The 24,934-nt window shown below is 56.6% G+C and carries 24 protein-coding genes and 1 tRNA gene; 22 read left to right on the top strand and 3 right to left on the bottom strand.

Annotation, left to right across the window (positions count from 1 at the left end):
• The first annotated feature begins 4 nt into the window (after positions 1-4).
• The 18 genes from P9292_RS21200 (at position 5) to P9292_RS21115 (ending at position 15,655) form a co-directional block, all read left to right on the top strand.
• A complete protein-coding gene (locus P9292_RS21200) occupies positions 5-1,267 on the top strand; it encodes a phage major capsid protein (protein ID WP_309853218.1) in 1,263 nt (420 codons plus the stop codon).
• Between the two features lie 309 nt (positions 1,268-1,576).
• Positions 1,577-1,939, top strand: a complete 363-nt coding sequence (locus tag P9292_RS21195) for a head-tail connector protein (protein ID WP_309853221.1) — start codon at positions 1,577-1,579, stop codon at positions 1,937-1,939.
• Positions 1,939-2,253 carry a phage head closure protein gene (locus tag P9292_RS21190; protein WP_309853223.1) on the top strand — a complete coding sequence of 105 codons (315 nt, stop codon included), beginning with the start codon at positions 1,939-1,941 and terminating at the stop codon, positions 2,251-2,253. The genes P9292_RS21195 and P9292_RS21190 overlap by 1 nt, the downstream gene beginning before the upstream one ends.
• Positions 2,243-2,596, top strand: coding sequence for a DUF3168 domain-containing protein (locus tag P9292_RS21185; protein ID WP_309853226.1), 354 nt, complete (start codon positions 2,243-2,245; stop codon positions 2,594-2,596). Before P9292_RS21190 ends, P9292_RS21185 begins: the two co-directional genes overlap by 11 nt.
• Before the next feature lie 61 nt (positions 2,597-2,657).
• The gene (locus P9292_RS21180; protein WP_309961083.1) at positions 2,658-3,152 is read left to right on the top strand and encodes a phage tail tube protein; all 495 of its coding nucleotides are present in this window, start codon (positions 2,658-2,660) and stop codon (positions 3,150-3,152) included.
• Positions 3,153-3,222: 70 nt separating this feature from the next.
• Positions 3,223-3,558, top strand: a complete 336-nt coding sequence (locus P9292_RS21175) for a hypothetical protein (protein WP_309961081.1) — start codon at positions 3,223-3,225, stop codon at positions 3,556-3,558.
• Positions 3,559-3,578: 20 nt separating this feature from the next.
• A complete protein-coding gene (locus tag P9292_RS21170) occupies positions 3,579-3,947 on the top strand; it encodes a hypothetical protein (RefSeq protein WP_309958894.1) in 369 nt (122 codons plus the stop codon).
• A complete protein-coding gene (locus tag P9292_RS21165) occupies positions 3,940-4,443 on the top strand; it encodes an HK97-gp10 family putative phage morphogenesis protein (protein ID WP_309961079.1) in 504 nt (167 codons plus the stop codon). The genes P9292_RS21170 and P9292_RS21165 overlap by 8 nt, the downstream gene beginning before the upstream one ends.
• Positions 4,433-7,192 (top strand): phage tail length tape measure family protein, encoded by a 2,760-nt coding sequence (locus P9292_RS21160; RefSeq protein ID WP_309961077.1) that lies wholly within the window; start codon positions 4,433-4,435, stop codon positions 7,190-7,192. Before P9292_RS21165 ends, P9292_RS21160 begins: the two co-directional genes overlap by 11 nt.
• Positions 7,189-7,548, top strand: coding sequence for a phage tail protein (locus P9292_RS21155; protein WP_309958821.1), 360 nt, complete (start codon positions 7,189-7,191; stop codon positions 7,546-7,548). Before P9292_RS21160 ends, P9292_RS21155 begins: the two co-directional genes overlap by 4 nt.
• Complete coding sequence (locus P9292_RS21150) at positions 7,545-8,243, top strand: phage minor tail protein L (RefSeq protein ID WP_309958820.1); 699 nt, start codon at positions 7,545-7,547, stop codon at positions 8,241-8,243. Before P9292_RS21155 ends, P9292_RS21150 begins: the two co-directional genes overlap by 4 nt.
• 3 nt (positions 8,244-8,246) lie before the next feature.
• Positions 8,247-9,011, top strand: coding sequence for a C40 family peptidase (locus P9292_RS21145; RefSeq protein WP_309851386.1), 765 nt, complete (start codon positions 8,247-8,249; stop codon positions 9,009-9,011).
• The gene (locus P9292_RS21140) at positions 8,999-12,151 is read left to right on the top strand and encodes a phage tail protein (protein ID WP_309961075.1); all 3,153 of its coding nucleotides are present in this window, start codon (positions 8,999-9,001) and stop codon (positions 12,149-12,151) included. Before P9292_RS21145 ends, P9292_RS21140 begins: the two co-directional genes overlap by 13 nt.
• A gap of 5 nt (positions 12,152-12,156) precedes the next feature.
• The gene (locus P9292_RS21135; RefSeq protein WP_309961073.1) at positions 12,157-13,137 is read left to right on the top strand and encodes a pentapeptide repeat-containing protein; all 981 of its coding nucleotides are present in this window, start codon (positions 12,157-12,159) and stop codon (positions 13,135-13,137) included.
• A gap of 353 nt (positions 13,138-13,490) precedes the next feature.
• Positions 13,491-13,691: a hypothetical protein gene (locus tag P9292_RS21130; RefSeq protein ID WP_309853404.1), complete on the top strand. Its 201-nt coding sequence runs from the start codon at positions 13,491-13,493 to the stop codon at positions 13,689-13,691.
• Between the two features lie 71 nt (positions 13,692-13,762).
• Entirely contained in the window at positions 13,763-14,260 is a 498-nt protein-coding gene (locus tag P9292_RS21125; protein ID WP_309853401.1) for a lysozyme, read from the top strand.
• Positions 14,261-14,326: 66 nt separating this feature from the next.
• Entirely contained in the window at positions 14,327-14,911 is a 585-nt protein-coding gene (locus P9292_RS21120) for a hypothetical protein (RefSeq protein ID WP_309853399.1), read from the top strand.
• Positions 14,912-15,064: 153 nt separating this feature from the next.
• A complete protein-coding gene (locus tag P9292_RS21115; RefSeq protein ID WP_309961071.1) occupies positions 15,065-15,655 on the top strand; it encodes a lysis system i-spanin subunit Rz in 591 nt (196 codons plus the stop codon).
• 1,670 nt (positions 15,656-17,325) lie between these two features.
• Here the strand turns inward: P9292_RS21115 and P9292_RS21110 are convergent.
• Together P9292_RS21110 and P9292_RS21105 are read right to left on the bottom strand one after the other, a co-directional pair.
• Positions 17,326-19,377, bottom strand: coding sequence for a prolyl oligopeptidase family serine peptidase (locus P9292_RS21110; protein WP_309853393.1), 2,052 nt, complete (start codon positions 19,375-19,377; stop codon positions 17,326-17,328).
• 235 nt (positions 19,378-19,612) lie between these two features.
• The gene (locus tag P9292_RS21105; RefSeq protein ID WP_309853391.1) at positions 19,613-20,413 is read right to left on the bottom strand and encodes a hypothetical protein; all 801 of its coding nucleotides are present in this window, start codon (positions 20,411-20,413) and stop codon (positions 19,613-19,615) included.
• Between the two features lie 363 nt (positions 20,414-20,776).
• On the opposite strand from P9292_RS21105, the gene P9292_RS21100 reads away from it, so the two are divergent.
• Positions 20,777-21,409: a response regulator transcription factor gene (locus P9292_RS21100; protein WP_309853388.1), complete on the top strand. Its 633-nt coding sequence runs from the start codon at positions 20,777-20,779 to the stop codon at positions 21,407-21,409.
• A 604-nt stretch (positions 21,410-22,013) separates the two neighbouring features.
• Here the strand turns inward: P9292_RS21100 and P9292_RS21095 are convergent.
• The gene (locus P9292_RS21095) at positions 22,014-23,111 is read right to left on the bottom strand and encodes a site-specific integrase (RefSeq protein WP_309853386.1); all 1,098 of its coding nucleotides are present in this window, start codon (positions 23,109-23,111) and stop codon (positions 22,014-22,016) included.
• Positions 23,112-23,325: 214 nt separating this feature from the next.
• Here P9292_RS21095 and P9292_RS21090 point away from each other — a divergent pair.
• The 3 genes from P9292_RS21090 to P9292_RS21080 all read left to right on the top strand — a co-directional run bounded on the left by P9292_RS21090 (position 23,326) and on the right by P9292_RS21080 (position 24,928).
• A tRNA-Arg gene (locus P9292_RS21090) sits at positions 23,326-23,400 on the top strand.
• Between the two features lie 290 nt (positions 23,401-23,690).
• On the top strand, positions 23,691-24,518 hold the full coding sequence (locus tag P9292_RS21085) for a hypothetical protein (RefSeq protein WP_309853383.1): 828 nt from the start codon (positions 23,691-23,693) through the stop codon (positions 24,516-24,518).
• The gene (locus P9292_RS21080) at positions 24,515-24,928 is read left to right on the top strand and encodes a hypothetical protein (protein WP_309853381.1); all 414 of its coding nucleotides are present in this window, start codon (positions 24,515-24,517) and stop codon (positions 24,926-24,928) included. The genes P9292_RS21085 and P9292_RS21080 overlap by 4 nt, the downstream gene beginning before the upstream one ends.
• The last annotated feature ends 6 nt before the right edge of the window (positions 24,929-24,934 follow it).

Here is a 24,934-nt window from a genome sequence, read left to right as displayed (position 1 = left end):
CACAATGAGCACCGCGCAATCCCGTGAATTGGGTCGTAAGGAATACGGCCGCAAAGACACCGGCTCGAATCCCGAGCAGGTCATGGAACAGGTCACCGCCGAACTGAAGCGCATCGGCGACGAAGTAAAGAAGTTCGGCGAAGAAGCGCTGAAGCAGGCGAAGTCAGCTGGAGAAGTAAGCGCCGAGACGAAATCAAAGGTGGACGAACTGTTGCTAAAGCAGGGCGAGTTGCAAGCGCGGCTGACTGAGGCGGAGCAAAAGCTTGCGCGACGCGGAGATCTCCGCGAGCCCGTCGAGGTTAAGAGTTGGGGACGCCTGGTCGCCGAATCGGAAGAGATGAAGGGGATAGACAGTAGCGCGCGCAAATCCGTGCGTGTTCGCATCGACCGAAAAGACATCATGAATGTCCCGGCGAGCGTGGGTGCCAGCACAAGTGCGACAAATTCGCTGACCGTTGCCGACCGTCAGGCCGGCATCGTGGCGCCGGGACAGCGCACGATGACAATCCGCGATCTGCTCATGCCCGGTCAAACGAGCGCCAACTCCATTGAATACACCGTCGAGACGGGGTTCACCAATGCTGCAGCGACGGTGGCTGAAGGCAAGCAAAAGCCGCAATCGGACATTAAGTTTGATCTGAAGAACCAGCCGGTCCGCACGATCGCGCACGTTTTCAAAGCATCGCGGCAAATTCTTGACGATGCACCGATGCTCCAAAGCTACATCGACGGGCGCGCTCGTTACGGCCTGATGTATTCAGAAGAAGCTCAACTGCTTAGCGGCGATGGCACGGGTTCGAACATCCTCGGCATCATGCCGCAAGCTTCGGCATTCAAATCTACTCTGGACTTCGCGAGTTCTACTGCTATCGATCGCCTCCGACTCGCGCTGTTGCAGGCCGTGCTCGCGGAGTTTCCGTCGACTGGTATCGTGCTCAACCCTATCGACTGGGCGACCATCGAGTTGATGAAGGATAATCAGGGGCGCTATCTTATCGGCAACCCGGTTAACGGGACCGCGCCGCGCCTGTGGAATCTTCCGGTAGTGGAGACTCAAGCGATGGAGCGAAACCACTTTCTGACCGGGGCATTTGCAATGGCTGCGCAGATCTTCGATCGGATGGAGGTCGAAGTTCTGATCTCGACGGAGAACCAGGACGACTTCATTAAAAATATGGTAACGCTGCGCGCGGAAGAACGACTCGCGCTGGCGGTCTATCGTCCTGAAGCCTTCGTGACTGGTGAAGTCACGGCGAAAGCACGCTGACGCTGCGTCGCGATCTAGATAGGGAGCCGCCTTCGATGCGGCTCTCTTTTTGGGGGGAGTTCAATGAGCAGTTACAGCGATCCGAACAAGGTTTGGGTGCAGCCAATCTGCACCTATGGCGGCGAGGATGGGTTCAAGAATCCTACTAGCGCCCCGTATGAAGTTACCCGTGCGCGAGCGGCCGAGTTAAAGGCCAATGACCTTGTTCGCGAATTGGACAGTGGTGGCGAAGTTGGGAGCGGAAAGATCGCTTCGCCCCCTTCAAACAAGAAGGCGCCTGATCCGCAAAACAAAGCCAGGGCGCGATGAATGGATGATCCGACGCCCATCATTACGAGGGAACAAGCACTTGCGCATTTGCGCGAGGACGCGGGCGTAGCTGATCAATTGATCGCGCTCTACACGCGCGCAGCGGTGCAGTCTGCTGCAGACTTTCTTAATAGACAGATCTACGCAAACGCGGATGACATGGCTGCGGCCGTTCGCGCCGGGACGGCTGGTGATGATCCAATCGTGGTCAATGACGCCGTACGCGCGGCGATTTTATTGATTCTCGGCACGCTGTACGCTTATCGCGAGGACGTCGCTGTCGGCACCTCGTCGAGCATTTCAGAACTGCCCCTGGTATCGAAGCAATTGTTGTTTCCGTACCGCAATGGGCTTGGCGTCTAATGCGTGCGAGCGAACTAAACAGGCGAGTGCGCATTGAGCAGCAAGACACGCAAAGTAAGTATGCCAACGGAATCGAATGGGTGCTTGTCGACACTGTATGGGCTGACGTGTTCATGGATAGCGGTCGGACGGTGATTGCCTCCGATGCACTCATCAGCGAGGTCCGAGCGAGTGTGCGCATTCGCTATCGACGGGATATTCGTGCAGGCATGCGCGTGGTTGTGGATGGGCAAGCAATGCGTATAGAGGCGGTGCGCCTCGATTTGCGTCGACGCCAACACGTCATCCTCATTTGCGTGAGTGATGAGCGCTGAAGACATTGTTCGCGATGCTTTGGCGAACCTGGCGGACGGCCACGTTTTTGCTGACGTCGCCAAGCAAGGCGTGCCTCCGCCCTGGATCGTGTATCAAGTGGCGGGGGGCGAAATCGCGGCGGATCTGAGCGGCAGGCCATTCGACGAGTATCTTGCGCGCGTGCAGATCGCGGTGTGGCATGCAACGCCGGAGGGTCGCTCCTCGCTGATGCAACAAGTCGTGCGCGCAGTGATTTGCCCTGAGGTAGGGGCTGTACCGCTAGGCGCGCCTGCGAACATCTTCGAGCACGAGACGCGGCTATTCGGTAGTCGCGTTGAAGTGAGCGTTTGGAGTGATTTGTAGCGAGACGCGCAAATCTATTGAACCGCGAGATTGTTTTTGTTGCTTTAAGAGGAGTACAGATATGAACGAAATGCGAGTATCGCCAGACGGTAGCAACAGTGCCGATGTCTCAAGCGCAGTACCGTCTCTCGGTACGCAATTGGATTACAAAAAAAATGGTGAAGGCGATGAGAAGTTTGCCGCAGTCGCCAACTTTACGGACATCTCGAGTTTCACGGGTTCAGCGAATCTTGTTGATGTGACGCGCCTAAACAGCAAGGGGCGAGAGAAGAGGCGCGGCATGCCAGATTGGGGGCAGGTAACGGTTGCCTTGCACATCAATATGACAGAGCGATCGCATCAAGACTTGTTCAATGCGAGAAAAGACGGAACGCTTCTTAACTTCAGGCTCACGTTGCCTGATGAAAAAAACGATTCGAAGGATAAAGTGCGAACGTCGATTCACTTTAACGCCTACGTGAAAGATTTCCCGATTTCCGCGAAAGTCGACCAGATGCTATCGAGCTCGGTCAACCTTGAGGTGACGGGCGACATCGAGATCAACTTCCGTAAGTAAGTATCGATTGAGTCTCCCCGCACGTCCCTTCGGTGTACCACATGAACAGCGAGAGCTGAAAAGGATATCAATGAAAAGAGAACAAATGCTGGCGGCGTTGGAGCCGCTGATTGTCGAGGAACCAGTTAAGGCGCTGAGTGGCAGTTTGATACGGTTTCGCGAGCTTTCGGGCGCAGCGCGCGACGCGCTGTACGACAGTGTAAAGAACAGTGGCGGCAACAGCGGCTTCGAAGCGGCACTGATTGCGGCCACCGTTGTTGACGAGAACGGGGTTCCGGCCTTTCGCGAAGACGATATCGACACGCTGCAAGCAGCGCGCACGCCGCTGTTGGAGGAGCTATCGCAGATCGCGATGCGCCTGAATGGTTTGGGTCAGCACGCGCAGGAGGAAGCCTCAAAAAACTGAAGGCCGACCCGCGGAAATTGATGTGGATGCGCATCGCCATGAAGCTGGGCATGTCAGTGCGGCGCGCCAAGCTCGAGGTGTCCAGCGCTGAATTCGCGGACTGGGTTGCGCTGTATGAGCGCGAGCCTTGGGGTGAGCACATTGAGGATCTGCGGGTGGGCGCCTTGATGAGCCTGCTGTACAACATGAGTCGTGCTCAAGACGCGCCGGTGGCGAGCGCCGCGCAGTTCACGCCTTGGTCGGGATGGAGCCGAGATTCGCTCAAGCCGCGCAAGCGCAGCGCACATGAGATCGTAGCGAGCATGTTGGGTGTCGATCTGGAGGCGGCCGCGCGCTCTGGCATGAAGCGCGTGATCGTGCGCAACGGTGAGGTGATCGAAGGTGAGTAAAAACTTTCGTGTCGACAATCTGGAGGCGTTGAAGGGGATGTTGAGCAAGCTCGACGGGGCGATCAGCGAAAGCACGCTTCGCCAGGCGGCGGTCGCCGGCGCTCGCGTCATTCACGATGAGATCAAACGGCGTGCGCCGGTGGGTGACCGAGAGGGGATGCGTAGAGGTCAGCCGCACGCCCCCGGTTTCCTGCGGGACCATATGCTGATTGCCTATGATAGGGAAGAGTCGGTGCCGGGCAAGTATGCCTCCTACCTCATCACCTGGAGCAAGGATGCCTTTTACGGGCGCTTCGTCGAACTTGGCAAGCGCAACGCGGTAAAGCTCACTGAGCGCACGCTTGCGCGCGCGATTCGAGAGATCGAGTTCGGCAGTTCGCGCACGCCTGCGCAACCCTTCATTCGCCCTGCCTTCGATGCCAAGAAGTCTGAAGCAGCTCGGAAAATAGCTGAAGTGGTCGAGCGGAAGCTAAAGGAGGCCGGCTGTGACAAATGAAGTCGTCACGCGTGTCAGTGTCGATGCGAGCGGTTTCGAAGCAGGCATGGAGCGCACCAAGCGAGCTGCGAACGGGTTCGTGGCGCATCAGCAAGCGAGCGCGAGCAAGTATGAGGCGTCTCAGCAGCAGATGGCGGCAAGCAGCGCTATTACGGCCCGCGCGCTTGAGGAAGCGGCGAGGTCGGGCAGTGCCGCGACGGCACGGCAGGTAAGCGCTGCTGTGAGGGGATTCGAGAAGGTTGCGGATACAGCAGGTAAGACGCGCTTTGATCTGATGCGATTGAGAGCGGCAAATCTCGGCATTGCCGAGTCTGCGGAGCCTTTGATTGCAAAAGCCGAGGCGGCGTCCAAAGCGATGCATCACTTAGGCGCAGGCTCGGTAGCGGCTCGACGCGAGCTCTTTGTGCTGGGTCACGAGGCGATGCAGGGCAGCTGGAAAAACTTCATGGGTTCGCTCATGGTGCTGGCCGAGCGCATCGATGTGTTGCCGATGTTGTGCGGGCCGGCGGGCGTAGCGCTCGGCGCGCTGGGCGCAAGCGGCTATGCTGCCTATCATGCGATTCATTCGTTGACCGAGCAGCAGGAAAAGCTTGATCGCGCAATGCTGCTCACGGGCAACTATGCAGCGCTCACGCAGGGCAAGTTGCAGGCGTATTCCGACATTATCTCTCGTCGCGTGGGCGTCTCGGTCAGCGAGGCGCGCGATGCGCTGATGGCGCTGGCCAGTTCGGGGCATGTGGCCGGAGCGGATATGCAGCACGCGGGTGAGAGCGTTGCGGCCTACGCAAAAGTTTCGGGCCAGGCGGTCGAGGAGGTCGCCCGCCAGTTTCTGCAATCGTACGGTCATGCAGCGGACGCTGCGCGCAAGTGGCGCGAGGACCATCACGATCTTGGACAAGCGCAGATCGACCATATTCGCATCCTTGAGTTGTCGGGTGACAAGGCAGGAGCTTGGGCGGCGTTCGTGCAGGCGGCAAGCGCGAGGGCACGCCAGGCAGTGGCGTCCGACAACCGCGAGATGGCGCAAAGCTATGAAACGCTCGGCCAGAAGTGGGACCGTTTCTGGCGAGCCATGACGGGCAAAGGCGACGCTTTGCAAAAGGCGCAGGACGAGCTGGCAGCGGCGCGCTCGGCGCTGCTCGATCCCGAGTTAAATCCCGGCGGGATGAACACGGAGGCGTTCGACAAGAAGATCAAAGCGCTTGAGCAGTTGCAGCAGACATTGCTTAACGCGAGTGAAAAAAACGATCCGCATCAAAAGAGCGTTGAGACGTTCAAGGCGATGATGGATCATCATGCCGAGTACATGAAATCGGCGCGCTCGCGGCAGGAGCAGCTTGCCGACGCGAACAAGGAGACCAACGCGTATTTCGATACGCTGAAAAGAGCGGGCCAGGCAGCGGGCAAGACTCGCGAAGAGCTCAAGGCGCTCGATGCAGAGCGCCAAAAAATGCTTGCGCATAATGAAGACCGTTACCGGCCGCACGACCGAAAACTGCATGCGTCTCAAGTCGATGCCGCGGCACAGTATCTGGAGCGTATCCGAGAGCAGGGCGCTGTGCTCGATGCGCAATCGCATACAACGGACAAACTCACGAACGCGCAGAAGGAACTCGCGCAGTTCAACGAGAGGGTGGCTGCTGCCAAGCAGCATGTTGCGAGCGCTGACGATAGGAGCCTGCTTCATTCGGAGAAGCAAATCCGGTTTGCGCTTGAGCACAACGTGGCGCTGGAGAAGGCAAACACGCTGCGGGAGGCACAGGCGAAGCTCGCGCAGCGCGCAGATCGGACGCACGCGAATTTGATTGAATATCAGCAGGGCCAAAAGGAGCGCTATGCACGCGTGCTCGATGAGCGCGCGGGCGGCGGCCAGGTCGATCCTTTGCGTCGGCAAGCGCGGGCGGATATGACCGAGATTGTGCGCCATTATCAGCATGCGCTCGATGCGCTCAAGCAGACGACACCCGCCGAGTTGCTCGGCAGTGACGCGTATCGCAAAGCAGTTGAGCAAATCAAGGCAAATCTTGATCTTTCCACCGCGATGCACACCGAACACTTTGCGACGCTCAAGCGCCTGCGTGACGATTGGGCGGCGGGCTTAGGCAATGGCGTCGCTGATTTTTATAAAGACACGCTCGACAGGGCTGAGACCGCGAGACAGGCGATGGTCAATGTCATGAGCCGGATGGAAGACGCGGTGGCGAAGTTCGTGACGACGGGCAAGCTCGGTGTGAGAGAGTTTGTCGCCAGCGCGCTCGCCGATCTCTCGAAGCTTGCATTGCACCAGGCAATGGGGGGCGTGATTGCAAGTCTCATGGATCGCTCACCGACCACGGGGGTGATTGCGCAGCTTCTGAAGCTGCTGCCCCATCACGCGCAGGGCGGATCCATTTCCGGGCCAGGCACGGGCACGAGCGACAGCATTCCTGCGATGTTGTCCAACGGCGAGTACGTGGTGAACGCCGCTTCGGCTCGCCAGCATCATGCGCTGCTTGACGCGATCAATTCGAACCACGCTACGCATTTCGCTTCCAGCGGCGTCGTGGGCGCAACGGCTGCAGCGGCCCCACGATCAGCGGGCGCGCAAGTTCATCTGGAGGTCCACCATCACGCAGGTGCGGGCTTGGGCGAACAGGACGCACGTGAGTTGCAGGAGATGGTGCGCGCATTTGTGGATCAGAGAATCGCCCGCAAGATGGGCGGGCAGGGCGGAGTCGGTTATTTGATGTCGCAGGGGTTGCTTGCGTGAGCATATCAGCTACGCATCGCACCTTTACCTGGTCACCTTCTGTTGATGCGGAGGGAACCACGCACTTTCGAGTGCGTGCGGTGCAGTTTGGCGACGGCTATAGCCAGGTCGTGGCGGACGGCGCGCGCAACGTTACCGAGTCGTGGCCGTTACGGTTTGTTGGTGATGGGCAAGAAATCGGCGCAATCCGCGCGTTTCTTGATGCCACGCGCGGTACCGAAGCCTTTTACTGGACACCGCCATTACGCACGCGCGGTCTGTTCCGACTCGACGCTCAGCAGGGCGTGCAAACGCGCGCGCTCGGCGGCGATCTTTACGCATTGAGTGTGACATTCAAGGAGGTCTTTGACGCATGAGTGAAGTGATCAATGCGGCACGTGCGGATGTGCAGCGACTGGAGCCGGGTGCGCTGATCAATTTATTCGAGCTCGATCTGACAAGCCGAGGCGGTGAAGTTCTGCGGTTTCACGCGCATCAGAACGGCGGCGTGATCAAATGGCAAGGACAGGAGTACCACGCATTTCCCGTGCAGATTATGGGCTTCGGACGAACGGGGGACGCCGCACAACCCACGCCTACGCTGAGCGTCGCCAATCTCGACGGCGCGATTTCCAGACTATGTGAGCGATTTGCCGATCTTGTGGGCGCGCCGGTGCGACGGCGCAGAACGCTTGCGCAGTATCTTGACGATAGCGCGCAAGCCGACCCGCATGCCGAGATGCCCGTCGAGGTGTGGCTAATTGAGCAAAAGACGCTTGAAACGGCGGCGGTGGTCGAATTCTCTTTGAGTTCACCCTTGGATCTGTCGGGGCGCAAACTGCCTGCACGCCAGATTATCAGTGCGGTGTGTCAATGGGAGTACCGCGGTGCTGAATGCGGTTATCGCGGAACGGATTACTTCACGCGCAACAACATTAAGACGGACAATCCGGAAGAGGATAGGTGCGGTGGGCGATTGTCGTGCTGCCGAAAGCGCTTCAAGGACGTGCCGCTGCCTTTTGGTGGCTTTCCGGCGGCAGGCGCGGATGGCACGCTCACGCGCGGCGGATAAGTGATGCTTGCCGATCGGACGCGTGCGGCGATTCAGAAGCACGCGCTCGCGTGTTATCCGAACGAATCGTGCGGGCTAATCGTGAACGGCGCTTACCTGCCGTGCGCCAACGCTTCTCATCACCCATCCGAGCACTTTTCCATTTCAGCGGCCGACTATGCTTGCGCAGAAGATGTGGGGTCCGTGCAGGCCATCGTTCATTCGCATCCTGATGCGAGTGCTCTGCCAAGCCTTGATGACCTGTTTGCATGTGGGACGTCAGGCGCTCCGGTGTGGCTCATCCAAAGCGTTGAACGCGGCGAGGGCGGCGCCGCTCAGGCAGGCCGCCTTCACCAATTTACGGCGCAAGCAATCGCTCAAGCGACTGCCACCGCGCCGCTCCTCGGTGCGCGCTTCGTACACGGCACACATGATTGTTATGGCGTCGTGCGACGTTATTACCGCGCAGCACTCGGGCTGGATCTGCCGGACTTCGAACGCTCCGGGAAGTGGTGGATCGATCCCGCCCGCTCGCTGTACCTGGACAACTACGAAGCGGCGGGCTTCGCGAACATAGAGCTCAGTGCAAGCTTGCATACGGGCGACGTCTTACTTATGGCAATTGCGAGCCGATACGGCGTGCCCAACCACGCCGCAGTCTATCTTGGGAACGACGAGATATTGCACCACCTTTGGGGTCAGCTCTCGCGACGTGAGCCGCTGCCCCGTTACCGCAAACACGTGACGCATGTGCTGCGTCATCGGGAGACGCTCAATTGGAAGATGTAGTGCGCCCAATCAGGCTCTATGGGAGTCTGGGGGCCAAGTTCGGTCGCGACCACGCCTATATCGTGCGTTCTCCTCGCGAAGCGATCGGTGCCCTCGGTGCCATGATTCCGGGCTTCTGGCGCGAGCTCTGCAAGAGCGGGGAACAAGGCGTGCGCTATGCGGTGTTCGTCGGACAGCGCAACGTGACAGAGACGCAGCTTGGCTGGCCGTCTGGCGGCGAGCCGATTCGTATCGCACCGGTGCTTGCAGGAAGTAAGGCGGGCGGGATCTTCCAGACGATTGCGGGCGTGGCGCTTGCCGCGGCAGGCGCTGCGTCGATGTGGCTGATTCCAGGCAACAAGTTCGGCATCGACATGATGCTCATGGGAGGATCGTTGGCGCTTGGCGGAATCGCGCAAATGCTCTCGCCACAAACGCCTACACCGCCTACGGCAAACCAGCATGGGATGCCAGGTATCCAAAATGTGGTCGCTCAGGGCGGGCCCGTACCGTTGCTCTATGGCCGTATGCGCGTGGGTTCGACCGTGATCAGCGCCAGCATGCTAGCCGTCGAAGCGCATGTGAGCGCCGTGCAAGAGCAGCCCGGGCAAGATTCATTATCGCAAGCGAGCAGCAGTCTTGCGGAGCAAAGCAAGACGCCTATTAAGAGCCGCCTGTGTTGCACGACGGTTGACCTGATTTCCGAGGGGGAAATTTCCGGTTTAGCAGAAGCAGATCAAGTTAAGCTTCGCTCGGTTTATTTGGACGGCGTGCCGGTCGAAAACAATGATGGAAGCCGTAATTTCCAGGTTGAGCAGTTTGAGACCCGTAAGGGAGGGATTCAGCAAGACGCCATTGACTGGGTGACGGCGGCCTCAAGTGAGGTGCAAGTCGGTCACGAGCTGCAGCGTCGTCTGGTTGACAAAGAGGAGAGCGGTGGGAAGATCAAGGTGACGCATTTCACGCCTTGTTCGATCGAGGTCTCCGAGCCGGACGTGAGTGAGGTGGATGTTACTGTCCAAGTGAGCAATCTGTGGTGGGATTCGAACAAGGGGCACACCAACGCGACGGTCGAGCTGCAGTTCGAACCATCCTATAGAACACTGTCGAAGGACGAGCTTCCGCCGAAGACCGAGTCCTGGGAAATCACCGGGTTGAAGGACAAGCCTCCGCCGAAGACCGAGTCCTGGAAAATCACCGGCGTCTGTCAGGTTTATTGCAAGACCTTTACCTTTCCCGTGCATTTGGCTGCGGGGGCGCGATTCGTCTTGAAAATCTCCCGGACAGACGTCATTGACCAGGGTGAGAATGCGGGTAAAAAGCATGGCACAGCGCACGTGCTTAGCTACACCAAGCGCCGCACCGGAAAGTTTAAATACCCCGGCAGCGCGCTGGTGGCGATGCAAATCAGCTCGCAGAAATTTGACCGGGTACCTGTTCGCTCGTACGACGTGAAGGGATTGCTGGTTGAGGTACCGGACAATTACGATCAGGCCGGTCGCGAGTACAAGGGCACGTGGACCGGGAAATTCAAGCGAGCTTGGACCGACAATCCGGCCTGGATTTTTAGGGATCTTCTGCTCAATCGGCGGTACGGCGCCGGTGCCTGGGTGAACGAGTCGTGCGTAGACCGGTATGCGTTGTATGCCATCGCAAAATACTGCGACGAGAAGGTTCCAAGTAGTGGTGGCGGCACAGAGCCGCGCTTCACGTGCAACTGCTATATCACATCACGCACGCACGCCTTCGCTTTGCTGCAACAGCTTGCGAGCATATTTCGGGGGATTGCTTATTGGTGCGCGGGCAGTGTGCTGACGTCGGCGGACATGCCGTGCGACCCGGCATACATCTACAACCCGAGCAATGTAGTGGAAGGGGTGTTCAGGTACGCCGGGAGCGCGCTGAAGTCACGCTACACGGCCGTGATGGTGACGTGGTGTGACCCGAACAATGGGTTTCAGCGCGCCGTCGAGAGCGTTGAAGATGCCGACGGTATTGCGCTGTACGGGTATAACACCGCTGAGATCACCGCCTTTGGCTGCACCAGCCGATCACAGGCGCAACGCGCAGGCCATTGGTTGCTCCATACATCGCGCCTAGAGACCGATACGGTGACATTCGGCGTCGGGCTCGATGGGGCGCTTGCACTTCCCGGACAGGTTATAGAGATTGCCGATCCGTTGCGCTCGCAGCGTTCGGCCGGTGGGCGTGTCAAGGCGGTGAGCGAGACAGGCCATGTGATCCTGGACCGCGAGGTGCAAGCGCTTTGCGGGGACTATCTCACGTTGATGCTGCCGGATGCGCAGATTCAGCGCGTGGAAATTGAGAGTGCGCACGGCGCGGAGGTCACACCTTGCAGGCCACTTTTGCAGACGCCGGTTTGTGGTGCCGCATGGACGATTCAACCGGCAGCCGAGGTACGGCAGTTGTATCGCGTGGTCAGCGTATCTGAATCGCATGACGGAACGTCTTTCACGATCACGGCGACGCGGCATGCGCCAGAAAAGTTCGCGCTCGTCGACAATGCGGCGTCGACTGACAAGACCGATCAAGCTTACGTGCCGATTGCCGCGCCAAGCGCGCTACGCATTGAAGCACTCGCGGACTACGGTGCCAGAATGTCGGCCAAGATATCGTGGGGCGCGGTGGCTAGCGCCAAGCAGTATCTGATTGAATGGCATGAGCCGGGTCACGAAGTAAAGAAAGAGCGGCTTGCAAACATGAAGTGCGAGTGGGTCGTGCACGACTTAAAGCCCGGCAACTACAAAGTGCGCGTTCAGGCCGAGGTGTGGGACGGTCTCTTATCGGAGGTGGCTGAGGTGAGCCGGACGCTCAATGGATTGGTCTCAATCAAGGATCTGCGCCTGGGCCGTGATCGTAGAGCGTTGATGATCGACTGCGAGCTCGAAGGCGCAACGAACACACTGCAATGGCGTGTTGAGATTCGCCTAGGTGAGACGGACAAGTTCACTGACGCCAGGGGCAACCTATACGGCGAAATTGGCTCCGCACGGATGCGGGTAGCCGAGCGCCGTTCAGGATATTGCTGGGTCCGGGCGATCTATGCGATCCCCTCTCCATCTGGCGACTTCAATAGCCCTCATTCAAGCGCCTGGTTTCCGAGTGAAGCCGGGCCTGGCATGCGATACGAAAAGGATTGACGCGGATGCAAGCGAACGAGACCAGGTGGGGACTTCTACCTTGGAACAAAGGTTTCGACTATAAGAATCGCCGAACGGGCAAACTGATCCTCACGCAAACCGACGATAAATTCCGAGATTCGCTGCGTGAGGCTGTTTCCAAAAAGCGTGATCTCAGCCATATCGACCTGGGTAGAACAACAATATTTAGTGGCGCTCCGCTATCAGATTCGCAGTTGAGCGCAGCGCGCCTGGCCGACGCAAATCTGGTGGGGGCGAATCTGGAACGAGCTACGATTGAAAAAGCCGATATGCGCAGTGCCGATCTAGAGGAGGCAGTGCTCGTTGGCGCGCAATTGAGCGGTGCCGTTCTGTGCGGCGCTAATTTGGTCAATGCCAAGATGGCTGGGGCTGTATTGCGCGGTGCGGATTTAACAGGCGCTAACTTGTACGGAGCTGACTTGAAAGGGGCTGATTTGCGCGATTGCAACCTGAGCGGCGCGATGCTTGAGGGCGCGAACCTCGACGGCGCAATTCGCAGCGACACGTCGTGGAAGCGTGGTACTGAGATCAAGAACCGCCATACCGGTGCGGTGATACTGACCACGCAGAGCGACAATCTTGCTGACGATCTCAGTCAAGCTGCGAACAGGAATCTAAGTCACGCAGATCTTGGCGGCGAGCATCGGGGCAGCGCGCCGCTCGTGAATGTGAAGCTCGCGAACACCGCGCTTTGCGATGTCGACTTCACTGGAGCAAAGCTCACATGCGCGGACCTGCGTGGGGCTGATTTGCGGGGTGCGATTCTTGTGCGAGCTGCGCTTGAGGGCGCGAATCTGAGCGGAGCTTGTCTGCGCAGCGCGGACCTGTCCGAAGCTGACTTGCGCGGAGCCGACCTAAGCGGCGCTGACCTGGATGGAGCGCGGCTGGAAAATGCGAAGCTTCGCGGTGCGGATTTGGCGGGTACAAACCTGCGTGCTGCGTGCTTGAACCGGACCCAGCGATAATAAAGCTATTGCACGGGACGTCGGTCGGCTATCTGCCGCGTGGCGTTGCGACCTCAGAATTCGTACGCGTCATATTGTTCAAGGAGCAGGATGCTTTTACAGTAGTACCGCTCCGCACCGATTGGTAACGGCGTTGCTTGTCCGACTGGACGAGCGATTGCGGAGTAGTTTGTGATCCTCGACCCTGGGGGCCATTTTCAAGCCCTCTTTAAGCCGCCTTGTGCGGCTTTTTTTTTCGTCCACTGAAGCGCACGAATGAAGCGGCTAACGCCGCTGCAGAGAAAGCGCGTCTGCGCGAAACGGATCGCAGACTAAGCAGGCAGACGACACAAGCGGTAATTAGCGGAGATGCAATGAAAGATGACCTAACTATAAGCGTTGCAAAAGCGATGCCCGTCGTTGGTGGCAACTTCTGGTTATGGCTGAGTAGTCACGATATTAACTGGTGGGTCGCGGTGGCGACGCTTGCCTATATTGGCGCGAGTTTCGTGTTCGCCTGGAGAAAAGACCGGCGCGATCAACGCGCGCGCGAACGCGAGTCGGCTCACGTCTGATCCGCCAAAATCTGAGCAAAGCCCCGTTTGCCATCGAAAGCCGGGGCTTTGTTGCTTCTGGAGACTCTTAAATGGCCAACCTTGGGAAAGCAGCGCTCGCGGGCATAGTCGGCACCGTAGCTGCGACTACGTTGTATTGCATCGTGCCTCGCTTTGAAGGGGTGGTGCATCGCGGTTACCTCGATCCGGTGGGCGTTGCGACGAAATGCAGCGGCGACACGCACGATGTCGTTGTCGGTCAGTCGTACAGTTCGGCCGAGTGCTGGGAGTCGTTGAACCGCCAACTCATGAGGCATGCCGATATTGTGCTTCGGTGTACGCCGGAATTGAAGGACCATCCGAATCAACTCGCGGCCGCGGTCAGCTTTGCCTACAACATAGGCGGCACAGCCTACTGCAAAAGCACCACCGCGAAACGATTCAATGAGCGTGACTGGAGGGGCGCTTGCCGGGCGATGAATGAATCAGACGACGGGCGCGCTCAATGGGTGAGTTCAAGAGGCCAGGTGCTTCCTGGTCTTGTAAAACGGCGCGCTGAGGAGCGTGCACTTTGTGAAAAGGAGCTGTGAATGAGGAGTCTGAATCGAATACGGTCGATAGCGCGAACGTTGCGGCGAGGCATACCAACGTCGAGGATGCCTAGACCTCCCGCCGATTACACCGGCGAGGCGCGCAGTATTGCTTTGATGATCATGCGCTGGCTGGGTCTTGCGTTCGTCAGCCTGTGCGTTGTATCAATAGCGTGCCTTATGGCACCCGTTCTACCGTTATTTGCCCTCGGTAGTAATACTTTGCCGCGTTGGTTGCGATGGTTCCAGACACCCGATAACTCTTTAGACGGCGACGAAAATTTTAAGAAAGACGTTGCACCCTTTCCCGGGCCACAACGGGGCTGGCGGCAGTATGTTAACCGGGTTGTCTGGCTGTGGCGCAATCCTTCTTACGGGTTCGACCTCGAAGTTCTTGGGTTCACCGCGACAGAAGACGCGACTCTGTCCACGTTCGGCACGCTGCCGATGAACGTTGCTCCGCCGCGTACGGGATGGTACTTCGCGGTGGCGGAAAATCTTGACGGTACAACCGCGTGGCAGTTTTATGCCGTAAAGCGTTGGAGAGCGTGGGCGTCGCGCGTGAATTTTGGCTGGAAGCTGTGGAGCGTGCCTGGCAGGTGCCAGTTTGTCGTGACGATACAGCCTTACCTTTCGATATCGACGCAATAGCTGGCGCGTCGCACACGGAAAACGCATGATGTAGCCGCTGATTGCCGAGTCGATCGGCGGATGCAGCTATCGCTTGAACTTCACTGACGCGAGCTTCTCGGTTGGAGCCCGTCAGTCGATTCGCATTGAATTTCTAAAGCGAGGAAAGGACTCGTGTCCTCAACTTTCAGCGACGTAGCTCTCCGTTTGGTCTTTGGCGTCGTGATCGGTGCGACGTCGATGCACGCGTTGGACAACGCTCAACTCGTTTTCGAGCAGGCTGCGCATGCGCGCGATAACGAAGCGAATGCGCAAAAGCTCAGTGCGGTATCTGATGCTGCGGCCAAGGCCGCACGCGAGTCGATCGCCGCGCATAACGAAGCGGCCGCGCAAATCGCAGCACTCGACGAACGTTTCTCTAAGGAGCTTGCATCTCATGAAGATGATTACGCCAAAAATCGCGATGCTGTTGCTGACGGCACTCGTCGGTTGCGCATCGCAATCGCGGACGCAGAACGCCGTAGCAGTGCCGCAAATCCAAGCACTGCCGCCGGCGGCGTGGGCGATGGAACGCGTCGCTACGCCGAGTTATCACCAGCGGTTGGAACAGCTCTTTTCGGAATAGTTGACGATGCGGACAACGACGCCCGTAGAAAAGCCGAATACCTCCAGCGATACATCTGCGCGCTTCACAAACAGGGCGTGATTGCGGGCAGATGTTCCGACCGGGACCGCGGGCGCGAGCTTCCAACGGGCGCTTCTTGATACGGCGAATATTTGACGTAATGATTTGGCGCGAGAAAAATGAATTGCATAGGCTTCGACGAACTTCAGCGTCAGCAAAGCAATTACATGATTGTGGGAATATTTTTGTGTCAGGCAAGGCTCAAATTCGTACGAGTCCAATTGTCGGGCAAGCAGAATATTCATAAAGTAGTTTCCGCTCCGCGTCTGTATCAACAGCACGCCTGATCTGAACGGTCAAGCAATTGCGGAGCAGTTTGTGATCCCCGACCTTGGGGGCGAAGCACGCCCTCCTTAAGCCGCCTCGTGCGGCTTTTTTTTTGACCGCTCGTTGGTTTCATGCAACGAGCGCGACCGGCGCGGTGGATGTCGGTGAACAAACAGGCGAGCGCCGGAAGACAACGATGGATTACTTCTCACGGTGAAAAATCTTGACGGTCTGGTGAAGCGTTGGGCCACGGAGCGCCCACTTTGCGAGTAAGCTTTATGACGCAAGTGTGTGTATCTGCAATTCGAACAGACTTCATAAATCGGCGACGACATTTCGCCTAAGAGTTCTCTCAGTTCATATCCGTGTGCTTTACCGGCATTGCATATTGCGCATGCGGCAGGCCTTTGCGCGTTTCTGGTTGAATAAGAACCAACTCGGTTCGTAAGGCGACAGTTGTATTTTTTAGGCGCGTTGACTCACCCGCATTTATGTAGGGCTTCGGTAGTACGACTACCCGTCTACTTGGAAGTAGCACAATGAATGGAGACATCCTCACTGGGTAGTCGGTTGGATTCGTAATCGTCAAGGTGTTGCCTAACTCGTGAAATTGCAACTTGGTCCATGGTTCGATGTTTCCCTTCAACTCCGCTGGCCCAGAAAAAATCCTCACTAACGCTATTCCCGCACTTGACGAGAGTGTGGAACTGATTGAGTTGGATGTTGGCTCGGAAGACCTTGCGCTTTCGCGGGGTGCAGGAGGTATGACGTTCGACGCCAGCGCCTTGGCGTTGATGGCAAGAGGGTTAGAGCTACCGCACATGCTGCACTGCTCAAAGGAATGCTCTACATAGCCGGTGTTATGGCCGGGCACATGCCCGAGAATCAGCCACGCCAAGATGGTAGTTATGAGATCGTCGGTTGTCATGCCTATATTGTTGCGAGTTAAAGGAACTAAGCTACGCGATGAAGGCGACAACATCAATCAGACGCTTCTCGGACTTGTCATTGAGACGGCCGAGGGCGCCAATGCGTCATCGTAGGACTGCAACCCGTTAATGTCGAACTGTCGGATGGGAAGCTGAGAAAGCTTCGTATGGCCCAGCCCCAAGGCCCTAAAATCGTCATATCTCTCAGCGTTACAGCAGACTTCTTATGGGAGCTGTCGGCGTCATTGGCGTTGAAACCGGTGCGCATGCCGAGCTATCACTAGAAGTTGCAGCAACTCGTTTCAAAATGGGAGATGACGCCGAGCATAGCGCTCGCGCAACAGTTAATATTTGCAACGCTATGTCTGCGCGCTACGGCAGGAAGCGAGTCTCGTCGGCCACCGCAAGACTCCTTTCCCTCGAAGTGACGATTGTTGTGACCGTCTGTACTGCCTCTGCTAGACCACGGTAACTAGGTCGAAAGGGACCGTCGGGCAGGAAAGTATTGACTCTCACCAGAACCTGTTTGCGGACGGCTCCGCGCTGCGTGGGAATCACCCGTCAAGAAGCCCAATCGTTTTGCGAAAAAATTCAAAGTTGATCGCTTCACTGCGCGCGATCTGTACAGGTGTCACTCCCGCGCCGTGTCCTCCTTCATCCACTTCTCGATACCAAACGTTGCTGTGCCCTTGCGCCTGCATCTTTGCCACCATCTTACGCGCATGAGCCGGATGCACGCGGTCATCGCTCGTAGATGACGTGAAGAGTGCCGGAGGGTATGTGACATCAGCTTTCACATTTTGATAGGGCGAATACGACAACAAATTGCTGAGGTCGTCATTTTTATTGGGGTCCCCATATTCGTCAATCCACAATGTGCCTTGCAGTAGCAAGTGAAACCGCGTCATGTCGAGTACCGGCATTTCCGACAGCACAGCACCGAATAGATCGGGTCGCTGCACCATGCATGCCGCCACCAGTAGGCCGCCGTTACTGGCGCCGCGAATCGCGAGCTGCTTCGGCGACGTGACATTCGAGTGAATCAGCTCCTGCGCGACCGCAATGAAATCGTCGAATGCTACTTGTCGGTTCTTGCGCAACGCCGCCTGATGCCAGGCTGGTCCAAACTCGCCGCCGCCGCGAATGTTGGCGACCGCATACAAGCCGCCGCGCTCAAGCCACGCGATGCCTGTCGTCGCATCGTAATGCGGATCGAGTGCGATTTCGAAGCCGCCGTAGCCATAAAGCAGGCAAGGGCGGGCAGCGGTGTATGTTTCAACATTGTGGCCGATCAGCCAGTACGGGATGCGTTCGCCGTCCGGCGCAATAGCATGATGGCGCACGGCTGACATTCCGTTCGCGTTGAACCGGGCGGGCGACTGCGCTAGCAGTTGGCACGGCGCGTTGTTGGCGAGGTCGGCATAGTAGAGCGTAGGAGGTGTCAAAAAATGTTCGACTTGAATTAAGACCGTATCGTCCCGCTTGCCGTCGACTGCGCGCACGGACATCTGACCCGCTTCTGGTATGGGAAAATCGCGCCATTCCCACGAAGCGTTGCAGTCGACTGTCGGGCGCATCAACGTTATGTGCGGCCTACCATCGTCCTTTTGGGAGACGACGAGCCAATGTTTTGTATGATCGATTCCGGCGAGCACTCTGCGATCGGACGGTGCGAATAGCTCTGTAAAGTCTCGCCCTCCGGCAAGGAAAGTGTCTCGGAGGATGACGAGCAGCGAACCCGCATCATGGCGCTTCTCGTTAACGGTCCATTGTTTGCGCAGCGTGACGATAAGCCAGCGGTTCCAATGATCGATTTCAGCGTGTGCCGGCAGGTCATACTGCCTCCAGCAACCTGTTGTTTCGTCAAGCCAATAGTGCAGCGTTTCGTAGAACGTCAAGTTGCGAAATGCAAAACGCAACTTCGCAGCCGGGTCATAGAAGGCAACCGCAACCATATCGCTTTTTGCGCCTTCAAACGCGACGGGTGCATCGGCGAGACGCGTACCGCGGGTCCAGAGACGCGATTGTCGCGGTAAGCCTGAAGTTGTGACCGCGTCTTCTGTGTCAACGAGGCTGTCATCCCAACTTACGTAGACAGCGTCGCAACTGATCCATGAAATGAAATGTTTCCCGACGTTGGGAACATTGAAGCCGTCGTCTATGAAACGCTTTGCTTCAACATCGAATTCGCGTACTACGCACGCGTCGGACCCGCCACGAGAGAACTTGATCAAGGCGCGGTTGTGGTCGGGGTGCAATAAAGCGTAGCTAGCCAGCGTCCAATGGATGTCTTCTATATCGGACACGTTCAGGTCAATCGCGCCAACATCCAAAACTGTTTCCCAATCCGGTTCACCAGCGAGCCATGCATGCCAGGCAGTGCGTCTTAAGATACCTAGGGGATACTCATTGTCTTGCCAGGTGTTGTATGCCCAGTCGCCATGACGCGTGCACATCACCATCCGGTCCTGCGACGTATATGCCCGTTCGAGGCGCGCCGCGAGTGCGAGGGCGTCTGCTGTCTCGCCGAACGACACCTCGGTGCGACATGTTTGGGCGTCAACCCAAGCCTGCGCGCAAAGACTATTTAGCGATTCGAGCCCCATGAAAGCGTCGGGATCGTTTGATTTGGGCCAAAGTAGGCCGTCGCAGTGCCGTGATTTATAAGTCATCAACGAGAAAATAAAAACTGCTCTAGAAAAGAATCGGCGATTCGAACGCAGCTTCAACGTAAGAAGGCGTCACAGTGCTCTGGTTATCACTGCCGTGCGGCTGGTTCGCCTACTTCAACCCCGGTTATGGTAAAGCCCAAATTTTGTCTTGGGAATTAACACCGCAGCGTTATTCAAATGGTCCATGCCATGAGCGTTCGATTGCAGTCCACGGACGCAGATGCAGATCAAGCGAAGAGGTCGTGACCCCAGTCGGAGTCTCGATGGTGATACCGATAGCGGATGGTGTCATGCCTGACGCCACTCCGCGGCAGAGCTGCCATGACTGTGGCGCGATGTAGCGCTGCGAAAGCACAAACGTTTGACCGAAAGGGACCAAGGTGACTAGCGGAGAAAGAAAGACAATATGCGCGCTACGATTCTCAATGATTACGTCGCCATATTTGTTTATCGATGCAGAGAGCAACTCGCATGGGTCGTCTTCAAACTTTAGTCCCGCTGGTCGAAAAATTAAAGGAATGGATGTCTCCGCCTCCTGCGTGGCAGCGTTGGGATAGGATTGGAACCATTCGAAACGGGCTCGGTACAATTGTTCTGTCTCTGCTTCGCCCGTGAGGAGAACGTAGTCGATAGTTCCACACTCCCCGCTTTCTAAACTCATCATAAGGGGCATTACCATGATCGATGTCGCCTGCGTCTCCGGGAACCGGTGAACTGACGGTAAAACTACAATGCGAGACCTGCCTACGTTTTGAACCGCCAGTTTTGTCTGCTTCGCGTCCGTATCGATCGTGATCATACGCGCACCGATGGCTAGCGAATCAAATAGTGAGAATTCCTCATTCTCTTGGTTCAAATCGGAGCTTTTGCAAGCTGGCTCTATTCTCATCTTATCCAGAAGGCGCCTCTTCCCGCGTTGAAGTTTCGTGATAATCGATCTTGGTTTGTCGATGAACGATTGGGTCGGCATATCATTTTCTCCCTCGTGTGTTTGTCAGTTAAGCATCTGACATCCAATTTTGCGCGTCTGATTAGTTTGGCTTGAACTTCGGACATAGACAATCGGACCTTTCGTACTTGCGCCTCGAATGTGTCCGACCCGAATCGAAGCCCAATTTCAGTACGGGTGCAGTTTTCAACGGCGCGTCATCATTCTGTGCGCTAGATTCGTACGAGTCAGATTGAGGGCGGCCGACAGTTCATCTAATCTGACTGCCCTTTGTGCGTCCGGTGATCCGCTATCCTCTGCGGCGTACCTTCACGTTCCATGAGTTGGCTAAAAATGTGTATAAAAGTTATATCTGCTGAAAGCCACCCGCTAACCGCGCTCGGAGTGAAAACTCTAATTCAGCGTTATGAAGGGATGGATTTGGTGGCAGTCGTTCGGAGAAGCGATGAACTTTCAAACTTGGCGTCAGCGCACGATTTTCACGTCGTGATTACAGATCAGGAGGCGGCGTGTGAGGCGGCCGGAAAGTCGTTCAGACCGTTGCTTAAAATAATCCTTGAAGACCATCCAGCGGTGGGCGTGGTTCTACATTCTTGTGTCCGCAATCCGGCTTATGTATCGACTTTAGCGCAGCTTGGTGTACATGCGATACTTGATAAAGAAGACATAATCGAATTTCTACCAGTCGCTATTTTGGCAGCTCACGCGAAGGCTACTTACGTTTCTCCGAAACTTGCAGGTTTTAACGTTGCACCAAGCTCGACTGCTGATGTCAGGCCGTTGTCTCGATGCGAGATAAATGTGTTGAAATCGGTCTTGGCCGGATTGTCTGTGAAGGAGATATCGTTGACGCTCTACCGGTCGAAGCAAACAGTGAGCACGCACAAGAAAAATGCGATGCGAAAGCTTCAAATTAATTCAGACGCCGAGTTGTTCCGAGCCTTCTCTGAGCAAGATTTCGCGATTGTTGAGTCTGGGCTTCGTTATGTCACTGGTGGTCCGCAATGCAGAGGGTAAGCGGATCGTTCAATGTTAGCCGATGTAGGCAGTCGGTCATTCCAGCTATTATCCTTTGCGTTGCTTTCGGGCTGTTGGGCTGTACAGACCTGCACGAGCACGGCTATGCAGGCTCTATCCCAAATTCAGATGCGTCACCCACAAATCCTGGGCCGGAGCTACCTCTTTATCGAGTTGAAGATCTTTCAGGGCGGGTTCAGAGTTTTTTGGCTGACGGCTACGTCGTTGTAGCCGTGGCGGCTTTCGTCACAAGTGACGAAGGTAAGGAACGAGAGAAAGCAGTACAGTTTGGAGCGGACAACAACGCCGACGTTGTGATTATGTGGGACGTACCAGCCAAGGAGTCATTCATGGACATACCTTCCGGCCTGCCACCGCAGTTTTGTCGATTCGCGGGCAGCCGATGTGGCTCCATCAGTATTGCTCGAGCGAACCGTGCGCACGTGTACGTTGCAATGGCTAGGCGACCAAATGCTGACACGACCTAACGTCGAGATCTCCCAAATTTGGTGGACCTTGAATTGCAAACGATGCCGTGGGGTAGTGATGCGCGTTCGTATAGAGCGGAGCGAGAATGCCGTCGAATTCCCAGGTCGCCCCTCGATTAGGCAGCCGAGTCGATAGTGAGGCGTCCTTTCTTCGCAATGTTGGCGACGTTTAAATTTGTGTAGCGCTTGAGGTTACGCCAATCCTTATGGCCGGTGACTGCCGCAACTTCGGGAATCTCCCATCCTGCCTCAAAAAGAGCACTCGTTGCTTCATGCCGCAGATCATGTAGACGGAGGCCGACTATTCCTTTCGCGTCGCATGCTTGTTTGAAGTATTTGCTCGCGGTGCCTTTGTTAAAACGAAAAATGAATTCGTTTTTATGCGGCGGTAGGGAAGGGTCAGCGGCTCGCTTGCGCATGTAATCTTCCGGGACCGGGTAGCGCGGTTGCCTTGCAATGACCTCGGACGAATCGCCGATAAGCGGAACCCACTCGTTGTTGCCGGCCTTCTGCCTCGGATGTTTTCGGTCTCGCACAAGCGCTAGGTGTCTCTCAGTGTCGATGTCATCCCAACGTAGCGAGAACAGCTCCCCCCGGCGAAAAGCGCACTGTATTGCAACCCGCAGCAAGTCTGGCATTGCCTGCTCCCGCTCCGGGTGTTCTACAAACCAAGCGAAGATCTGTTCAATTTCTTCTTTCGAGGGGCGGCGTTCTCGCTTTTTCCCCGGTCCTATCAGATGCAGGTGATGGAGGGCCGGCCGCGCGGTGCCCACTGCATCAGGTAACGCAATGTCCAGGAGCGAGGCGGTGTGACGCATTACTGTGCCGAGTTTTGATAAGTCCATGTCGATTGTGTACGCGCCAGCACCGCCCGCTTTGCGCGCTTGGGCAAACTTGACAATCCGCTGCGTATTCAGCTCGGCGGCTAAGCCATCGCCAAACTCATCCTCCAGCCGTTGCAGAATGTAGTGTTCATTCGACTTAAGCTTGATTTGGCGGCCGGACGCAGCGCGTGCCTCGCGATATTTGCCAATCAGCTCTCCGACAGTGACGGCGCGAGCGTCGGCGGCGTTTTGTCCTTTGTCGATCGCTGTTTCCTGTTCGCGTGCCCACGCTTGTGCCGCGCCTTTCGTTTTGAATGTCTTTGTTATACTCTGCCCGCAACGGCGCACCTGGGCGCGCCAGCGGCTACCAACTTGCAAGATAGAAGCCATCCGTGATCTCCATGGTTGTAGCAGTGCCAGATCAATCTTTAGCCCAAAAAGTGGGTTTTGTAGCAAAAGTGTAGCAAAGATGGTGTTAAACGAGGTCTCATTGCGTGTCACGGTGCTTCATTTAGGAAGAAGCTTGAACGGCCGGAAACGCAAGCTGTATAAGGCTTAAGGACTGATCTTCGTGAGCCCGAGTCGTCCCCTCGGAATGGTCTCTCTCCCCGTAGTTCAATGGATAGAACGAGTGCCTCCTAAGCGCTAGATGCAGGTTCGATTCCTGCCGGGGGGACCAATGAACGGCGTCGGAGCATTGTCGGGAAAGGGATTGCGTGAAGTTTGGCGTAAATCTGGCGTAACGGAGAAAATTTGTCGCTACGTTGGAGCACACTAGATTCCGCCAAGCATCATCGACTTCAGTCACTTATACTTCGTTACCGCGCCGCGTGCTGGGCCGGCACCCATGTTCGGCGCCGCACTGTTTTTTTGCGGTTTTGCCCTCAAATTTTGGGCATGGCGGACGTTAATGTGTATGTGAGCAGGCGTCTGCAATCGCCTCGATGCACTCAAGGTCGTTACTGTCAAATGCCAATTTTCGCAGCCGCTAGCAACGCTGAAGAGCAGATCTTCAACGAAGTTGTGCACCTCCTTGTGAGGCAGCGAGACGCTTCGGTTTCCGGGGCATTGATCGAGCTCAAAGCGCAGTTGGAAGCCATCTATCAACGCAAGATGAAGGATGTTGTTGCCTGCCAGATGGGGCTCGGCCTTGCAAACCTCGGGCTGGGCGATCACGCAGAGGCTTTCAGGTTGATCGCTAACGCACAAAAGATTGCTCCAGGGGTCGATTACGTGGTGGGCAACGCGATTGTTGCCTTCGTGAACATGGGGTACTTTGAGGACGCATTGAAGCTGGCGAACACTGCCGTAGTTAGATTCGAAGGTGACCAACTGGTCCTACGCGCGGCGACGCTCGCACTTGAATCGACGTTGCACTTCGAAGAAGCATCTCAAAGTATTGATAACCTCCTGAAATTCGCTCCGGACGCCAACATGCAAGCATCTCTTGTCGCTCGTCAAGCACTTCTGGCACAGTTGGCCGCAAGGGGCAAGCATGATGGATTTGATGGCGATTCATTGATGGCACGTGCTCAATGTGCGGTCGAGTGCTTGAAGCGATCTGGCAAGCAGATCTTCTCGATTGATCTGCGTGGAGTCCACGTCAACTCTGTAGCGCTGGAACTCTCGATCGATGCGTCACCGCAGGAATGCGCGGAGTTGAATTACGTCGTTGCCGAGGCACTTTTCGACAACTTCGAAGATGCGACGGCTGTTGATCTTGTCACCTTCTCAGTTCGGTCGTTTGTAGGAGCGTCGCCTCTTTCCACTTTCGCGGATTCGCGGGTAATTGCATGACAGTTTCGTCTGCGGACTTCCTCGTTAGCGCGATCGCCTGCAGCAACGGCGGCGCCGAGATCGATTTCAGGAATTGCATCAGCCGCGCATACTACAGCGTTTATCATGCTGCGCTCCCGGTCGCGGACGCACATTTTCCCGACACAAATGCTGCCTTGGCGATGGGGACTCACGAGCGCCTCAGCAAGCGTTTCCTTGCGTCTCCGACGAGGTCGGCAAAAGGCGTTGGATACGTTCTTGAAAACCTGAAGCGCGCCCGCCATCGAGCTGACTATGATCTTGGCGATGAAGTGACAGGTTCAGACGCAGCTCAGGCGATAGCTGATGCCCGCGCGTTCGCGCAACGTTTGTCGCAGTGTGTTCCGGCAACGGCGATGTCAGCTTCTGCCGTTTCCGCGCAGAAAACGTAACTTGGC

This window comes from Caballeronia sp. LZ001, assembly GCF_031450875.1.
Classification (GTDB): Bacteria; Pseudomonadota; Gammaproteobacteria; order Burkholderiales; family Burkholderiaceae; genus Caballeronia.
Note: the sequence above shows the minus strand (reverse complement) of the source record. Positions and strands in the feature narration are given on the sequence as shown.

Coding starts and splice junctions, on each gene's coding strand:
- P9292_RS21120 (WP_309853399.1), top strand. CDS start 14,327: ATGCCTAGACCTCCCGCCGATTACACCGGCGAGGCGCGCAGTATTGCT.
- P9292_RS21130 (WP_309853404.1), top strand. CDS start 13,491: ATGAAAGATGACCTAACTATAAGCGTTGCAAAAGCGATGCCCGTCGTT.
- P9292_RS21095 (WP_309853386.1), bottom strand. CDS start 23,111: ATGGCTTCTATCTTGCAAGTTGGTAGCCGCTGGCGCGCCCAGGTGCGC.
- P9292_RS21085 (WP_309853383.1), top strand. CDS start 23,691: ATGCCAATTTTCGCAGCCGCTAGCAACGCTGAAGAGCAGATCTTCAAC.
- P9292_RS21080 (WP_309853381.1), top strand. CDS start 24,515: ATGACAGTTTCGTCTGCGGACTTCCTCGTTAGCGCGATCGCCTGCAGC.
- P9292_RS21190 (WP_309853223.1), top strand. CDS start 1,939: ATGCGTGCGAGCGAACTAAACAGGCGAGTGCGCATTGAGCAGCAAGAC.
- P9292_RS21135 (WP_309961073.1), top strand. CDS start 12,157: ATGCAAGCGAACGAGACCAGGTGGGGACTTCTACCTTGGAACAAAGGT.
- P9292_RS21110 (WP_309853393.1), bottom strand. CDS start 19,377: ATGGGGCTCGAATCGCTAAATAGTCTTTGCGCGCAGGCTTGGGTTGAC.
- P9292_RS21170 (WP_309958894.1), top strand. CDS start 3,579: ATGTGGATGCGCATCGCCATGAAGCTGGGCATGTCAGTGCGGCGCGCC.
- P9292_RS21145 (WP_309851386.1), top strand. CDS start 8,247: ATGCTTGCCGATCGGACGCGTGCGGCGATTCAGAAGCACGCGCTCGCG.
- P9292_RS21175 (WP_309961081.1), top strand. CDS start 3,223: ATGAAAAGAGAACAAATGCTGGCGGCGTTGGAGCCGCTGATTGTCGAG.
- P9292_RS21185 (WP_309853226.1), top strand. CDS start 2,243: ATGAGCGCTGAAGACATTGTTCGCGATGCTTTGGCGAACCTGGCGGAC.
- P9292_RS21200 (WP_309853218.1), top strand. CDS start 5: ATGAGCACCGCGCAATCCCGTGAATTGGGTCGTAAGGAATACGGCCGC.
- P9292_RS21195 (WP_309853221.1), top strand. CDS start 1,577: ATGGATGATCCGACGCCCATCATTACGAGGGAACAAGCACTTGCGCAT.
- P9292_RS21180 (WP_309961083.1), top strand. CDS start 2,658: ATGAACGAAATGCGAGTATCGCCAGACGGTAGCAACAGTGCCGATGTC.
- P9292_RS21105 (WP_309853391.1), bottom strand. CDS start 20,413: ATGCCGACCCAATCGTTCATCGACAAACCAAGATCGATTATCACGAAA.
- P9292_RS21125 (WP_309853401.1), top strand. CDS start 13,763: ATGGCCAACCTTGGGAAAGCAGCGCTCGCGGGCATAGTCGGCACCGTA.
- P9292_RS21150 (WP_309958820.1), top strand. CDS start 7,545: ATGAGTGAAGTGATCAATGCGGCACGTGCGGATGTGCAGCGACTGGAG.